The 14,678-nt window shown below is 68.7% G+C and carries 8 protein-coding genes and 1 pseudogene; 4 read left to right on the plus strand and 5 right to left on the minus strand.

Annotated features, from left to right (window positions below):
* The first annotated feature begins 323 nt into the window (after positions 1 to 323).
* A complete protein-coding gene (locus tag ACWGJ2_RS20255) occupies positions 324 to 1,316 on the plus strand; it encodes an aldo/keto reductase (protein WP_453347518.1) in 993 nt (330 codons plus the stop codon).
* Here the strand turns inward: ACWGJ2_RS20255 and ACWGJ2_RS20260 are convergent.
* Positions 1,313 to 1,468 carry a hypothetical protein gene (locus tag ACWGJ2_RS20260; protein ID WP_453347519.1) on the minus strand — a complete coding sequence of 52 codons (156 nt, stop codon included), beginning with the start codon at positions 1,466 to 1,468 and terminating at the stop codon, positions 1,313 to 1,315. The two genes, ACWGJ2_RS20255 and ACWGJ2_RS20260, sit on opposite strands and share 4 nt — an antisense overlap.
* Before the next feature lie 344 nt (positions 1,469 to 1,812).
* On the opposite strand from ACWGJ2_RS20260, the gene ACWGJ2_RS20265 reads away from it, so the two are divergent.
* Positions 1,813 to 3,264 carry a transposase gene (locus tag ACWGJ2_RS20265; RefSeq protein ID WP_453347520.1) on the plus strand — a complete coding sequence of 484 codons (1,452 nt, stop codon included), beginning with the start codon at positions 1,813 to 1,815 and terminating at the stop codon, positions 3,262 to 3,264.
* Between the two features lie 49 nt (positions 3,265 to 3,313).
* Here the strand turns inward: ACWGJ2_RS20265 and ACWGJ2_RS20270 are convergent, their stop codons facing one another.
* A complete protein-coding gene (locus ACWGJ2_RS20270; protein ID WP_453347521.1) occupies positions 3,314 to 5,890 on the minus strand; it encodes a tetratricopeptide repeat protein in 2,577 nt (858 codons plus the stop codon).
* Positions 5,891 to 5,931: 41 nt separating this feature from the next.
* Positions 5,932 to 6,426, minus strand: coding sequence for a hypothetical protein (locus ACWGJ2_RS20275; RefSeq protein WP_453347522.1), 495 nt, complete (start codon positions 6,424 to 6,426; stop codon positions 5,932 to 5,934).
* 295 nt (positions 6,427 to 6,721) lie between these two features.
* Between ACWGJ2_RS20275 and ACWGJ2_RS20280 the strand changes: the two genes are divergently transcribed.
* Positions 6,722 to 7,195, plus strand: a complete 474-nt coding sequence (locus ACWGJ2_RS20280) for a hypothetical protein (protein ID WP_453347523.1) — start codon at positions 6,722 to 6,724, stop codon at positions 7,193 to 7,195.
* A gap of 13 nt (positions 7,196 to 7,208) precedes the next feature.
* A complete protein-coding gene (locus ACWGJ2_RS20285; protein WP_453347524.1) occupies positions 7,209 to 7,988 on the plus strand; it encodes a polysaccharide lyase family 7 protein in 780 nt (259 codons plus the stop codon).
* A gap of 269 nt (positions 7,989 to 8,257) precedes the next feature.
* On the opposite strand, the gene ACWGJ2_RS20290 is transcribed toward ACWGJ2_RS20285, so the two are convergent.
* Both ACWGJ2_RS20290 and ACWGJ2_RS20295 read right to left on the minus strand, forming a co-directional pair.
* Positions 8,258 to 9,721 (minus strand): alpha/beta fold hydrolase, encoded by a 1,464-nt coding sequence (locus ACWGJ2_RS20290; protein ID WP_453347600.1) that lies wholly within the window; start codon positions 9,719 to 9,721, stop codon positions 8,258 to 8,260.
* Positions 9,713 to 14,671, minus strand: a pseudogene (locus ACWGJ2_RS20295) (type I polyketide synthase); the annotation flags it as partial. The gene ACWGJ2_RS20290 and the pseudogene ACWGJ2_RS20295, both read right to left, overlap by 9 nt.
* Positions 14,672 to 14,678 lie beyond the last annotated feature (7 nt).

Below are 14,678 nucleotides of genomic sequence, written 5' to 3' on the forward strand. Positions count from 1 at the left end.
AGAGCGGGGTGTGCCCGGTGTTGTTCTGCCCCAGACACCGCCAGACCACCGCCTCACTTGTGTCGCGCACCGTAGATGTGACACGGCTTCTGTGCTTGTTCCTTAACTTTGTTCGTCACGTTCGGTGATATTTGCGGGGCGTTTGACGTCTTGCCGACGTCGTAGTGGCCGGCCGGGTGGCGGTTCCTGGAACCGGGTGACCCGCCGGCGGGGGTCGGTCCTCCGGCTTGTCTTCGAGCGTGCTCCAAGTCCTAGCGTCGGAGGCGTTCGTCAGCCCTCGACGAGGTATCGCCCGGTCCGCCGGGCAGGAGGAGTATCCGCGCATGATTGATCGAACCACGCTCGGCTCGCCCGGTCTCACCGTCAGCGCGATGGGCCTGGGGTGCATGGGGATGAGCGAGAGCTATGGCGCCGCCGACTGGGACGGCGGCCTGGCCACCATCGACCGGGCCCTGGAGCTGGGCATCACGTTCCTGGACACCTCCGACTCCTACGGCACCGGGCACAACGAGGTGCTGGTGGGCCGGGCCGTCCACGGCCGCCGGGACCAGGTTCAGGTGGCCACCAAGTTCGGCATCGACCGCAGTGCCGGTGACCGGGCACGCCGCATCCGCGGTGCCCGGGACTACGTGCTGCGCTCCTGCGACGCCTCGCTGCTGCGGCTGGGCGTCGAGGTGATCGACCTGTACTACGCCCACCGCCCGCCCCAGGACGTGGAGATCGAGGAGACCGTCGGGGCGATGGCCGAGCTGGTCGAGGCGGGCAAGGTCCGCCATCTGGGCCTGTCCGAGGTCGACGGCGAGCTGCTGCGCCGGGCGCACGCGGTACACCCGATCACCGCGGTGCAGAGCGAGTACTCGCTGTGGACCCGCGACGTCGAGGCGGTCACTCCGGTGATGGCCGAGCTGGGGGTCGGGCTGGTGCCGTACTCGCCGCTGGGGCGGGGGTTCCTGACCGGCAACCTGGACCGCTCCACACTGGGCGAGAAGGACTTCCGGCGCACCAACCCCCGCTTCGCCGGCGAGGCGGGCGAGGCCAACGAGAAGATCGCGCAGACCGTGCGCGGGGTGGCCGACCGGCTGGGTGCCACCCCGGCCCAGGTGGCGCTGGCCTGGGTATACGCCCAGACCGAGCGGCTCGGGGTGGCGGTGGCGACCATTCCGGGCACCCGCAGCCCGGCCCGGCTGGAGCAGAACGCGGCCGCGCTGGAGCTCACCCTGGACGCCGAGGCGCTGGCCGCGCTGGACCCGCTGAGCGACCAGGTGACAGGCGAGCGCTACACCCCCGCACACACCGCTGAGGTCGCTCGGAGTTAGTCGACGGGCTCGACGCGCACGACATCCAGCTCGACGACATCGTTGACGTCGAGCCGGTCGATGAAGTTGGGGCAGGGCGGGGCGGGCGGAGGGTTCTCCAGCCCGGCCTGGTGGTGCCACAGCTCGGCTTCGCGGTGTTCGCCGTGGCCCATGTGGTGCAGGTAGAGGCAGAAGGCGCCGCCACAGGCGTCGGCGCCCGCGGCGAAACTGCGTGGCGGGCGCCGACCGGTGGCGCCGTCGGTGCGAGCGAGCTTCCTGCACCGGCAGCGGCACCGCCACCAGGACCTCGCGCAGGAGCGCGAAATTGCGCCGGGGCGGGGAGCACGGCTGTCGCCGAGGGCTCGGTCCCCGGTTCGGTCCTGTCGTCTCAGCTTGCCCTTATCCTCGGGCCCGGCCGTGTGGTCGCTCTTTGGAGTGATTGCTGGGTATGAGGGGGTCTTCCTGGTGATTCTGAACTCTCCAATGGAGTGCGGGAGTTCGCCAGGGGGTCCGTGGGATGAGTGTGCTGGTGCCGGTCGGCGGACGGGAGGCGCTGGCGGAGCTGTCCCGCTTCCGGACAGCCTTCTACGGGTGCCTGTCGGCGCGGGCCGATGCGTTCTTCGAGCTGACCGAGGCGTTGTTGTGTGCGGACGGGCCGACCCGGACACCGGTCGAGCTGTCGCTGCTCGCCGAGCATCAGCGGGGCTACGGCTCGTTGTACGGCGCCTTGAACCGCGGCCGTCTGAACACAGACCGGCTGCGCGACCTGCTGGTGTCCCTGCCGCTGCCGCGTTTCGAGGGGCGGCTCGTGCTCACCGTGGACGTCTCGGCGTGGCTGCGCTCGGACGCGGCCTGCTCGCCGGAGCGGCTGTTCTGCCACGTCCATGGCCGCTCGCGTGAGGCCGCGCAGATCATCCCGGGGTGGCCGTACTCCTTCGTCGCCGCGCTCACTCCGGACCGTACGTCGTGGACGCGGGTCCTGGACGCGGTCCGGCTGGGGCCCGCCGACGACGCGGCGGCCGTCACCGCCGACCAGCTCCGGGCCGTGGTCGAGCGGCTGATCGCGGCCGGTCAGTGGCAGCGCGGCGACCGGAACATGCTGGTCGTGATGGATGCGGGCTATGACGTGATGCGCCTGGCCTGGGTGCTGCGTGACCTGCCCGTCGAGCTTGTCGGACGTCTGGCGCTCGGACCGCGTCCTGCGGCTGCCGAAGCCCACACTCAAGGAGTACGCTGCGGCCTACCCCCACGGCGGCCGGCCGCCCAAACACGGCAAGGAGTTCCGCCTCGCCCGGCCCGAGTCGTGGCCGGAGCCGTCGGTGACGACCCTCAACGACACCTCCCGCTACGGCAAGGCCGAAGCCCGTGCCTGGGACCGGCTGCACCCGAAGTTGCAGCAGCGGTCCGCGTGGATCGGCCACGACAGCGAGCTCCCCGTCATCGAGGGCACGCTGATCCGGCTCAACGTCGATCACCTGCCCGGCGACCGCGACGCACCACCGGTGTGGCTGTGGTCCTCGGCCACCGGCGCCACCGAGGACGACGTCGACTTCACCTGGTCCTGTTACCTGCGCAGATTCGACCTGGAACACACATTCCGTCTGTTCAAGCAGTCGCTCGGCTGGGCCCGCCCACGGTTACGCGACCCGCGGGCCGCAGACCGGTGGACCTGGCTTGTGATCGTCGCGCACACTCAGCTCTCCGCCTCGCCGCACCGCTCGCCGCCGACCGGCGCAAGCCCTGGGAGAAGGCCACCAGCCCCGGCCAGGTGCTCACGCCGGCCCGCGTCCGGCGCGGGTTCCGGCACCTCCGCCCGAACCTCGCCCAGCCAGCCCGTGCACCGAAACCCAGCCGCCCCGGGCCCGGACGTCCACCCGGCTCCAGGAATCGACACCCGGCCAGCCGCTACGACGTCGGCAAGACCGTCAGACGCCCCGCGAATATCACCGAACGTGACGAACAAGGTTAAGGAACAAGCTGAGCGTCACAGGAGCGGGCGGACGGAGCGGGCGGGTCAGTCAGTCCGGGAGCCGGCCCTCTTCGACGGCCACGGCCTCATCGGTACGGCCCGCGAGCCGGTAGGAGGCCGCCAGATGGGCACGTACGCGGCTCGTGTCGGGGTGATCCGCCCCGAGCGTGCGTATCCGGGCCGCGAGCACGCTCTCCTCAAGCCGGGCGGCGTCCTCCGGACGGCCGCTCTTGCGGAGGGAGTCGGCGAGGTTGGCCTGCGCGGTCAGGGTGTCCGGGTGCCCATGACCGAGCGAACGTTCCCGCTCGGTGAGCACCTGCCGGTGCAGCGCGACGGCGTCCTCACTGCGCCCGGCCTCCTGGTAGTAGACGGCGAGATTGGCGCGCACCGTATGGGTGTCGGGGTGGTCGGGGCCCAGGACGCGCTCGCTCTCGACGCGGTTGCTCTCGCCCTGGAGGATGGCCTCCGCGGTGCGCCCCGCGTGCCAGTACGACGAGGTGAGATGGACCCGGGCCCGGAGTGTGTCCGGGTGGTCGGGGCCGAGGACGCGCTCGCGGTCCGCCAGGAGGCGCTCGCTGAGCGCCACCGCCTCGTCCATGCGCCCGGCCCTCCGGTACGAGAAGACGAGGTTGGCCCGTGCGGTGAAGGTGTCGGGGTGGTCGGGGCCCAGCAGCCGTTCGCGGTCGGCCAGGACGGTTTCCTCCAGCGGCACGGCCTCCGCCGTACGCCCCGCGTTGCGGTACGAGGCGGCGAGAGCCGCGCGCGCCCCGATCGTCTCCGGCGCCTCCGCGCCCAGCAGCCGCTGCCGGTCGGCGAGCACGCCCTCCTCCAGCGGAATGGCCTCGTCGGTACGCCCCGCCTGCCAGTAGGAGTGGGCGAGGTCGGCCCGTGCGTCCAGGGTGTCCGAGTGGTCGGGGCCCAGGCGCCGTTCGCGGTCGGCGAGCACGTTCTCCTGGAGCGGGATCGCCTCGTCCGTACGCCCCGCGCTCCGGTACGAGGCGGCGAGACCGGCGCGCGCCCTGACCGTCTCCGGGTGCTCAGCGCCGAGAGCCTCTGTGCACGCCTCGCACAGCGCCCGCCAGTAGTCGACCGCTGCGGAGTACAGGCCCACACCGTCGAGACTGCGCCCGGCGGTGAACAGCACCTCGTGCGGTCCGGGGTGCCACAGATGGTCCTCCGCGCAGCTGCGCAGCGCCCCCGCATTGGCGCGCAGCACCGCGGCGAGGCCGGACTCGGGGGCGTCGAGCTGCGGCCATGCGCCGAGCAGAGCATCGGCGGTCGTACGCGCCGCCTCCGCCTCCGCCTGCGACGGAGTGTGCTCGCGCGCGGCCCGCGCGGTGAGGGCGTGCACCCGGACGCTGTCGGGAGCGCCGTCCTTCTGCCAGCTCAGCAGCCCGTACCGGTGGAGCAGGCCGAGAGCGGCGCGCACCTGCGCTGCGGTGACGGGCCCGGCCCCTGCCCCTGCCGGGGACGTCGTGGGCGCGGCGGAAGCCGTGGGCGCCCCGGGCGTGCGATGCCGTGCGAAATACTCGACGACGGGCGCGGTTGTCCAGAACGACTCGGGGTGCCCCGCAGGGTCGAGCAGCCCGGCCAGCTGCATACCGGGACTGGCGAGGCCCGCCGGGTCATGGGCGTCCGCGGCGTCCAGGTTCAGCAGGAGGGTCACGTCGACCGCACGCCCGTAGCCGTCGCCGTCGGCGTGGACGGGGAACAGCCGGTCCAGACCGGTGCGGCGGTCACGGACCAGCCGGAGATAACCGGAGCAGCTCTCGCCCATGTCGATCATGTAGGCGGCGGCGTGGCTGAGCGCCAGCGGCAGCTGCCCCAGTGCTTCCGCCAGCGCACCTGACTCGTCGTCGCACAGCTGCGAGCAGCCCGCCTCGGCCAGCCGCGTACGGAGATAGGCGCCGGACTCCGCCGGGGTGAAGACCCCGACCTCCACGAGCCGCCTGCCGCCGCCGGTCACGGCGGCATCGCGGCGGCGCGTGGTGGCCAGCACCCAGCCGTTCTCCGCGTCGCCCGACGGCCACCAGCCGGACATGCCCACCAGGTCGCCGACGTCGTCGAGCACGACGAGCCAGCTGCGGTCCGTGCCGGCCAGCCAGTCGAGGAAGCAGCGCCCGTCCTGCTCAGGGTCTTCCCCCGTGGCGCCGGGGGCCCGTACGCGGGAAGCGGCCCGCGCGTACGCGAGCACCACGTCCCGGACCTCGGCTGCGGGCACCCACACCACCAGGTCCGTGCCCGTGGCGATGGCCTCGCGGGCGTAGGCCGCGGCCAGTTGCGACTTTCCCACGCCGCCACCGCCTGACAGCACCTGGGCCAGCACCACCGTGCAGCCCAGCCGCCGGGCCGCGTCGATACGGCTCCGGACCGCCTCGCGCGACTGCGAGGCCGAGGCCGGAACGGGCGGTGTGCCGATCCGCATCGGCCAGGAGACCGCCTCGGGCAGATGGTAGTGATGGTGCGCCTCGTATCTGTTGATGACGCTGGCACCGTCGCCGATCGCGGACGCCACGACATCGCCTCCGGCCGCGACACTCACGCCCTCGCTCTCGGCCGAGACGCGTCCGCCTTCATCCCCGCCTTCACCCCCGCTTTCCACCGTGACCTCCGGTCGCGCCGACACCGGTGCTCCTGCGGCTCTCCCGCGCCGCCGAGGCCATCTGCTCACCGCTCGCTGTCCTCACCGAGCGCGCTGTCGACGACATCGCCGCGCACCGCCATCCCCTGGTCCCCGGCGGTCACATCGGGGTCGGGACCGGCACCGTCGGCGGGGCCGCTTCCGCGACGCGGTGGTGGCTGTGCCGAGGGCGGGCCGGTGACCCTGCTGCGGGGGCCGATCGCCGTGCCGACCACGCTGCCGCCGACCGCAAGCCCGCCATGGCCCGCACCGATTCGCGGGTTACGGTCGTCGCCACCGCCACCGCCACCGCCACCGCCACCGCCACCGCCACCGCCCCTGCCGTCGCGCCGGCCGAGCAGTGGCCACAGGGCCAGCGCGCAGCCGACTACACCGGTCACCGCGCCGATCAGGCCCGCGACTTGCTCGCCCACGTCCAGCCCGCCCAGGACGCACAGGAGCACCAGCCCGACCGCCGTGCCACCGCAGACGAGAGCGAGCGTCCATAACGCGCCGCGCCGCCGTCCGGGACTCCCCGTCATCACTGCCCCTTCGCCCAAGCCGCCGCACGCTACCGGTCACTGCTCGACGATGACCGTTCACCACCCAGCGTACGGTCGTGCGCTTCGAGACGCCGCTATGCGATTCAGGCCACGGGAACCCGGTGCGGGGCCCTGCGCTTCTCGTACCTGCTGTGAACTTGACTCTCGGAGATCTTGGAGTTTCCCGGTGCGGCGGCATGGTCAACGGGCATGCTCGGGTAGTTCCGTCGACCGATGCAGCCTGTCGAGGTGCCTGTTGTCCCTCCGCCCCCGTTCCGGTGAGCAAGTCCCGCCTTTGACCGCGCGGATCGCGTGGGCGAGCAACCCGGGCGGTACGACGGCGATATGGGTTTGTGACCGCCTTGACGGGCTGTGGAACGACGAGGACCTCGCCGACCGGTACCGGCGCGACGGTCGGCCGAGCCTCTCACCGGCCCAATGGGCCGCCGTCTGTGTCCTGCGGTTCCTGCTCGGTCTGTCGGACCGGCTGGGCGAGCTGGCCGATGAGGACGGGGGACGCCGTTACGGCCGACCGGTCCGCCTGGGGAAGAACCCCACCAGACCCAAGACCAGGATCCTCGCCACCGGACACGACGCAGTCCGGTTCCTGGAACACCTCTACCGGCAGGGCACGGACCGCATGTCCATGTTCCGGCCAACCGCTCGCACGGCAACACCGGCGGCGACGCGACGGCACGTACGGGACCGAGTGCGAGCCGTCGCGTCCCTGCTGACCGCAGAAGAAGGCACTCGGCACAACCGACAGTAAGGAAGCAGCAGACATGAGACGCACCCGCAAGCGCACTCTCGCCACCACGGGCGTGGCGGCACTCTCCGCCCTGGCCGCCCTGACCCTCCCGCTCGTCACAGGGGGTACCGCCACCGCGGCCGCCCCGTGCGACTACCCAGCGCAGCAGCTCGACCTGACCGACTGGAAGGTGACTCTGCCGACCGGCTCGAGCGGCTCGCCGACCGAGATCAAGCAGCCCTCCCTGGCCACTTACGCGTCGGCTCCCTGGTTCATGGTGAACTCCGCGTGCACCGGCGTCCAGTTCCGGTCGGCGGTCAACGGGGTCACGACGTCCGGCTCCAGCTATCCCCGCTCCGAACTGCGCGAGATGACCGACGGCGGCACCGAGAACGCCTCCTGGTCGGCCACCTCCGGCACCCACACCATGACCTTCCGGGAGGCGTTCAACAAGCTGCCGAACGACAAGCCGCACCTCGTCGGTGCCCAGATCCACGACGGCGACGACGACGTGACGGTCTTCCGTCTGGAGGGCACCAGCCTCTACATCACCAAGGGCGACGACACCCATCACAAGCTGGTGACCAGCGACTACAAACTGCACACCACCTACGAGGGCAAGTTCGTCGTCAGCGGTGGCAAGATCATGGTGTACTACAACGGCGTCCTCCAGACGACCATCTCGCACACCGCGTCCGGGAACTACTTCAAGGCCGGCGCGTACACCCAGGCCAACTGCGGGAACTCCTCCCCGTGCAGCAGCTCCAACTACGGGCAGACGAGCATCTACAAGCTCCAGGTCACCCACGACTGAGCGACGAGGCGGTACCGGGCCTCGGGCCAGATGATCAATTGACCTTGATCCGCAGGGTCATGGCCCTGCCCGATTCGTTGTTCAGCACGCCGCGCGTGCTGGGCGTCGACGACTTCAACGCCTGCCCCTGACATACCCACGTCGGTTCGGCCTGGTCAGGTGTGCGCGATACACCAGCCCAGCTTGTTCCCGCGTCTGTCCGCCTTGGCCAAGCTGTACGCGGCGGACCGCTCGCTACGCCCTCTCACTCAGCCGGGAGGAAGCGTCACTCAGTGGGAAGCGGCCGCCAAAATTGCTTCGGCAATACTTCCGCTGTGCTGCGACATGATGGCGAAGTGGTCTGTCGCGATATTGATGACGTGCTCGAAGTCGGCGTCGGGCAGAGCGGGAGCAGTTGGCCACCAAGAAGGCTGACGGGTGGCGCGAAGGAGTGTCTTTTGGATACTCGTTTTACCCCAGCGGTGACCGTAGGGAAATTCGATATACCTACCCAGGGCTGTCACCGTGGCGTAGTCGAATCCGTCCGCCTGGTTGGCCTGATCTGCAAATTGACGGAGCAGGGACGTCAGCGCCGCGTCATCCCGAACTACCGCATCGGTGCTGGGCGGATCGATCATCACAACAGAGTGCGGATAACTTCCTCCCTTCTCCAGGATCGCTGAAATGGCCTCGGCGAAATAGGCTCCTGACGAGTGGCCCACGAGGACGAAGGGAGCGTTCTGGACAAGCTCGGCTACGGTAGTGGCGAGCGCTTGAGCTGCTGCTTCCGAGTTGGTGGGGAGCGGTTCTTCCTCGCGATAACCTGGAAGACCCAGGGCGTAAGTCCTGAGATGCCGGCTAAGGTGTCCTGCCACCTGTGTGCAGGAAAATCCGTTGCCTACCGGTGCGATGGAGTCAATGCAGACCACGAGGGTCTCACCGTCTCCGTCGCACAGCTTGACGGGGTTACGTAAATCCTTGTGACCTGCCAGATCCGAGAATGACGGTCGTTTCCGTGCTGCTTCGGTCGCTATTCGAGTAGCCCGACGTCCTTCTCCCCGGCGAATCGCTGCTGTGAACATCTCGACGACGTCAGCCGCGTCTGGCGGTACTGCGCTGTTCCGGGCTGCCGGGTTCGCGGAAGTTCCGGACGGTGTGGAAGCAGTCCCTGGATTTTTGCTCGGAGGACTGCTCTTGCCTTCGGGTTCCATTTGGGCCGTTGCCTGTAGGAGAGACGTGAGGTATTCGGCCAAGGCCCGGGGCGTGGGGTAAATGAATACTGCGGTAGTGGGGAGACGGGCATCGGTTGCGGCGTTCAGACGATTGCGCAACTCGACTGCCATGAGTGAGTCCACGCCCATGTCAGCGAAGTTGCGTTGGAAGTCTTCCGCCCGCGGATGCTTGTGGCCGAATACGGTGGCCGTGGTAGCGAGAACCAGCTCATTGACCGCTTGCGGCAATGCTGCGGCGTCCAAACCTGCCAGAGGCTTGCGCGGGCCAGTATCTTGCGATCGGAATGACCTGTGGATTTTCGAGCGATTACCGGTGCCCACAAGACTTGCCAGCAGGGCGGGTGCCGCATGTGACTCGACGGCCGTGGACAGCGCCTCGCTGTCAATCGGAGTGGCGATCAGTGCGGGTGAGTATGTCCGAATCGCCTGGTCGAAGAGGTCGAGTCCTTCCCGCTCGGTCATCGGCTTCATACCGGTGCGGCTGATTCGATGCAGATCGGCGCTCGTGAGGTGAGCGGTCATGCCGGTCGGGGTATTCCACACTCCCCAGGCGATAGAGGTGGCGGGCAGCCTTTTGGCTCGGCGATGCTGGGCCAGGCCGTCGAGGAAGGCGTTGGCGGCGGCGTAATTTCCCTGTCCGGGGCTTCCGAAGACGCCGGAAACGGAGGAGAAAACGATGAACCTGGCCAGTCCGCTGTCTTGGGTGAGGTCGTGGAGGTGGACGGCCGCTTCGACTTTCGGGCGCATGACTTTGCGTACCTGGTCTGCCGTAAGCCGGGTGAGGGTGGCGTCGTCGAGTACGCCGGCCATATGCACCACGGCGGTGAGCGGATGCTGGGGCGGTATGCCGTCGAGCAGCTGTGACAGGTCGTCCCGGTCGGCAACGTCGCACTGGACGATGGTGACCTGAGCGCCGAGCTCCGCGAGTTCGGCGCTCAGGTTGTCAGCGCCGACGGCTGCCGCTCCCGTCCGTGAGGCGAGTACCAAGTGGGTGACCCCGTGTTCGGTCACGAGATGGCGGGCGATGAGTTTGCCGATGCCGCCGGTGGCACCGGTGACAAGGACGGTTCCGTTGGGGTCCAGAGGTGCGGGGGCGACCGCGGCGGGGGGCCTGCGCCGCACGAGCCTTGGACTGCTCACCACGCCGCGCCGCACGGCGACTTCAGGGTAGGAAGGCCCTGCCGCGGCAGCTTTTGCCCACGCGTTGGATGAGTTGTCGAGATCGAACAGAACGAAGCGGTCCGGGTGCTCGATTGCCGCGGTTCGGACGAGTCCCCGGAGCGCACTCTGCTCAGGGCGGACGTCGTCGCCGTCGTCGACCGCCACCGCATGAGATGTGGCGATGGCCAACGTGGTGGTGGCGAACCGTTCGTCGGTGGCCCATTGGGCCAGCACCCGTAGCGTGTATTCCGTCAGCAGGATCGCTGACTTCGCGGTGTCCGGTTCCGCGTGAGACCGGCCGTACGGGGAGAGCACGGGAACCGTATTGCTTCCATCGAGCAGGCACCTTTCGACGCTTTCGATGTCGTGGCAGATCGCCAGACGCGGATCGTTGCCTGCGGTGAGGATGCCGGCAGCGTCGAGGATGCACAGATCCTCGGGTGTGGATTCCTGGAACGAGGCGGTCGGTGTCCATTGGAGCTGGAGGAGTGACGCGGACTCCGCCGGCTGGATTGCCCGCATCAGCTGGGCTTGCGAGACCGGACGCGTGGACAGACCCGCGATGCGGGCCACGTGGCGGCCGGATTCATCGAACAGGTCCATACCGACAGACTGACCGGAGCGCTGGGTGAGGTGGGCCCTGAGGGTGTCGGATCCCGGACGGATGAGGCGGGCACCTTCGGCGGAGAACAGGAGAGGAACCTGACGCTCCGAGATCTCGCCGGCTGAATCGATGCTCTTGAGTTGCCAATGAGCCGTGGCGTCCAGGAGCAGGGGGTGGATCCCGAAAACGCTCGCTTCCGAGCGATATCGCGGCGGTATTTTTACCTCGACGAAGACTTCTCCATCCCGCTGCCAGATTGCGTGAACATTCTGGAAGTCCTCTCCGAAATGGTAACCGCGCCTGGTCAATGCGGGGTAGAGGTCCGTGGTGTCCACCGACTCTGCGCCGGCGGGCGGCCAGGTCGTCATATCAGCGCAAGGCTGCTCCTGGACGTCAGCGCTGGGGTTCTTCAGGTACCCGGATGCGTTGCAGGTCCAGGTGTCGTCTTCTTCTTGGCCGACGGTCCTCGGCTCCTGTGAGTTGATGGTGATGCGGCGCCGGCCCGCGCCCTCGTCGCTGCCGATCCTGACCTGTAGTCGGACCGCGCCCTGGTCGGGGAGATACAGCGGGCTGAGGAACGTCAGCTCTTCCACCTCAGGGCAGCCGACCCGGAGTCCGGCCTGTAGTGCCATGTCCAGCATCGCCACCCCCGGCATCACCACGGTTGTCAGCACCGTGTGGTCGGCCAGCCAGGGATGAGATTGCAGCGACACGCTGCTGAGGGCGATCCACTCGTCGGTTCCGGCAAGTCCCGTGACCGGGCCGAGCAGTGACTGGTCGGCCGGTGCCCCGCCGGAGCGGTCCTCCTCGCGCGCCCGACTCGGCCCGTCGGAACCGACCCAGTAGTGCTCGTGCTGGAAGGCGTAGGTGGGGAGCACCGCCTTCGTGTTCCCGCTGTGGTGCTCCGGGAAGAGATTGACGTTGTACCCGGCTACGTACAACTGGCCCAGGGCAGTGAGGAGTTCCTCGGTCTCCGGCCGGTCGCGGCGCATCACGCCGATGACGCGCGGTTCGTCTCGTGTGGCCGCCTCGGCGGTGAAGGCTTCCAGGGACTCGGCGATGGCCGGGGTGAGGACTGGATGTGGCGAGAGCTCCAGAAATTGTGTGTGGCCCTGTTCGAGAAGGGAGGTCGTGGTGTCCAGCAGGCCGACACGGTTCCTGAGGTTCTGATACCAGTAATCGGCGCCCAACTGGCGCCCGTCGATCGGGGAGTGGTGTGACCGGCCGTCTACGGTGCTGTACATGGGGATGCGGGTGGCACCAGGCCGGATGTCGGCGAATTGTTCCAACAGCTGGTTTCGCAGGGTCTCGACCTGGGGGCCGTGGGACGCGTAGTCGACGCCGATCCTGCGGGCGCGGACCCCTTCGGTTCGGCACCGCTCGAGGAACTCGCTGACGGCTTCGGTCTCTCCGCTGACGGTCCAGTGGGTCGGGCTGTTGGCAGCTGCGACGCCGATGTGCCCAGTCCATGGCTCGAGGAGCCCGTTGAGCTGTTCGGGCGCAGCCCAGACCGAGGCCATCGCGCCGTGACCGGACAGTGCTGACAGCGCCTGACTGCGCAATGCGACGACTTTCGCGGCGTCCTCCAGGGTCAGAGCCCCGGCGACGCAGGCTGCGCTGATTTCCCCTTGGGAGTGGCCGGCGACCGCGTCCGGGACGACGCCGTGGTGCTGGAGGGTCGCCGCCAGCGAGGTCATGACGGCGAAGAGCGCGGGTTGGATGACGCTGTCCGCCTCCAGGCCGGGCACCTCCGGTGCTTGGCTCAGCACGTCCAGAACCGACCAGTGGGTGAACGGGCGCAGGGCTTGGTCAGCCGCGTCCAATGATTCCCGGAATATCGTCGAGCTTTGGTAAAGGCGCTGCCCCATGCGGGGCCACTGGGAGCCTTGGCCTCCGAAGACGAATACGATTTTGCCTCGTGGTCCGGTGGTGCCGGTGACGACACCCGTTTCCGGTCGGCCTTCGGCAAGCGCGTCAATGCGGGCCGCGGTGGCGGCCGTGTCGCCGGCGAGGACGACTGCCGAGTGTGTGAAGCGCGTGCGTGTGGTTGCGAGGCTGCGGGCGATGTCCTGATAAGAGAGCTCTGTGTGTTGCTGGATGTGCCAGCGAAGACGTGCTGCCTGTGCTTTCAAGGCGGTTTTTGATTTTCCCGACAGGATCCAGGGGACGAGTTCTGCTTCGGGACCGCTCTGCGGGATCGGGCTGGCAACGTCTTCGGCGGTCGGGCCAGGCGCTGTCCCGTCTCCCTTTTGGGCGGAGCCAGGGGCGGCAGGCGTCGGTACGAGACCGGGGGTGTCGGGACTCTGCTCGAGAATGAGGTGGGCGTTGGTTCCGCTGATGCCGAACGAGGAGATACCGGCCCGGCGCGGCCGTCCTGTGCTGGGCCACTGCTGTGACCGGGTGAGGACGCTGACGGTGTCGGAGGACCAGTCCACCTGGGGTGTGGGCTCATCCACGTGAAGGGTCTGGGGGAGCACGCCGTGGTGCATGGCCATCGCCATCTTGATGACGCCGCCGACACCGGCGGCGGCAAGGGTGTGGCCTATGTTGGACTTCAAAGAGCCCAGGTACAGGGGCACCGGCGTTCCGTCGCCGTTGGCAGGGCGGCTTCGTCCATATGTGGCCAGCAGGGTTTCGGCCTCGATCGGGTCGCCGAGCACGGTGCCGGTACCGTGCGCCTCGACGGCGTCCACGTCCGCGGCTGACAGACGGGCAGCGGTCAGGGCGTCACGGATGACCTGCTGCTGGGCGATTCCGTTGGGGGCTGAGAGCCCATTGCTTGCCCCGTCCTGGTTGACGGCGCCGGCGCGGATGGTTGCCCAAACCCGATGGCCATGACGTTTGGCCTCCGAGAGCCTTTCCAAGGCAAGTACCCCGGCTCCCTCGCCCCAGCCGGTGCCGTCGGCGGCCGCGGCGAATGATTTGCATCGCCCGTCGGGCGACAGGCCCTTCTGCCGTGCGAACTCGGTGAAGGCCATGGGGGTCGCCATGATGCTGACGCCGCCGGCCAGGGCGAGCGCGCACTCGTCGCGTCGCAGGGCCTGACAGGCCAGGTGCACGGCGACCAGCGATGACGAACAGGCGGTGTCGACGGTGAGGGCGGCGCCTTGCAGACCAAGGGCGTAGGCGATGCGGCCGGATACGACGGCGTGGGACACACTGGTCGGCCGGTAGCCTTCGGTCCCATCGGATTGCCGCCAGCCGTCCGAGTAGTCGAGACTGGCGACTCCGGCGTAGACGGCGGTGCTGGACCCGCGCAGCTCGGTCGGGTCGATGCCGGCGTGTTCGAGCGCCTCCCAGGCGGTCTCGAGCATGACACGTTGCTGCGGATCGAGCGTGGCGGCCTCGCGAGGGGATATCCCGAAGAATTCGGCGTCGAACATTGCGGCGTCGTACAGGAAACCACCGTGGTGTACGTAGGTGGTTCCGAGCGCATCCTTGTCTTCGGAGAAGAGGCTGTCGAGATTCCAGCCGCGGTCGGTCGGGAAGGGGCCGATGGCGTCGCCGGCGCTTGCGACGAGGCTCCACAGATCGTCCGGTCCGGTTACTCCGCCGGGGTAGTGGCATCCCATTCCTACAATGGCTATGGGCTCATTTCTGGCGTCTTCCATCTCCTTGAGCTGCTGTCGGCTACTGTGCAGCTCAGAGGTTGCGCGCTTGAGGTAGTCAAGGAGTTGCTGCTCGTTGTCCGTCATGGTCTTCGGCACCTCTTCG

Source organism: Streptomyces sp. NPDC054796 (assembly GCF_053611545.1).

What these genes read in the sequence shown, in the direction of transcription:
- ACWGJ2_RS20255 (WP_453347518.1), top strand. Translation starts at nt 324, where the DNA reads ATGATTGATCGAACCACGCTCGGCTCGCCCGGTCTCACCGTCAGCGCG.
- ACWGJ2_RS20260 (WP_453347519.1), bottom strand. Translation starts at nt 1,468, where the DNA reads ATGGGCCACGGCGAACACCGCGAAGCCGAGCTGTGGCACCACCAGGCC.
- ACWGJ2_RS20265 (WP_453347520.1), top strand. Translation starts at nt 1,813, where the DNA reads ATGAGTGTGCTGGTGCCGGTCGGCGGACGGGAGGCGCTGGCGGAGCTG.
- ACWGJ2_RS20275 (WP_453347522.1), bottom strand. Translation starts at nt 6,426, where the DNA reads ATGACGGGGAGTCCCGGACGGCGGCGCGGCGCGTTATGGACGCTCGCT.
- ACWGJ2_RS20285 (WP_453347524.1), top strand. Translation starts at nt 7,209, where the DNA reads ATGAGACGCACCCGCAAGCGCACTCTCGCCACCACGGGCGTGGCGGCA.
- ACWGJ2_RS20290 (WP_453347600.1), bottom strand. Translation starts at nt 9,721, where the DNA reads ATGACCGCTCACCTCACGAGCGCCGATCTGCATCGAATCAGCCGCACC.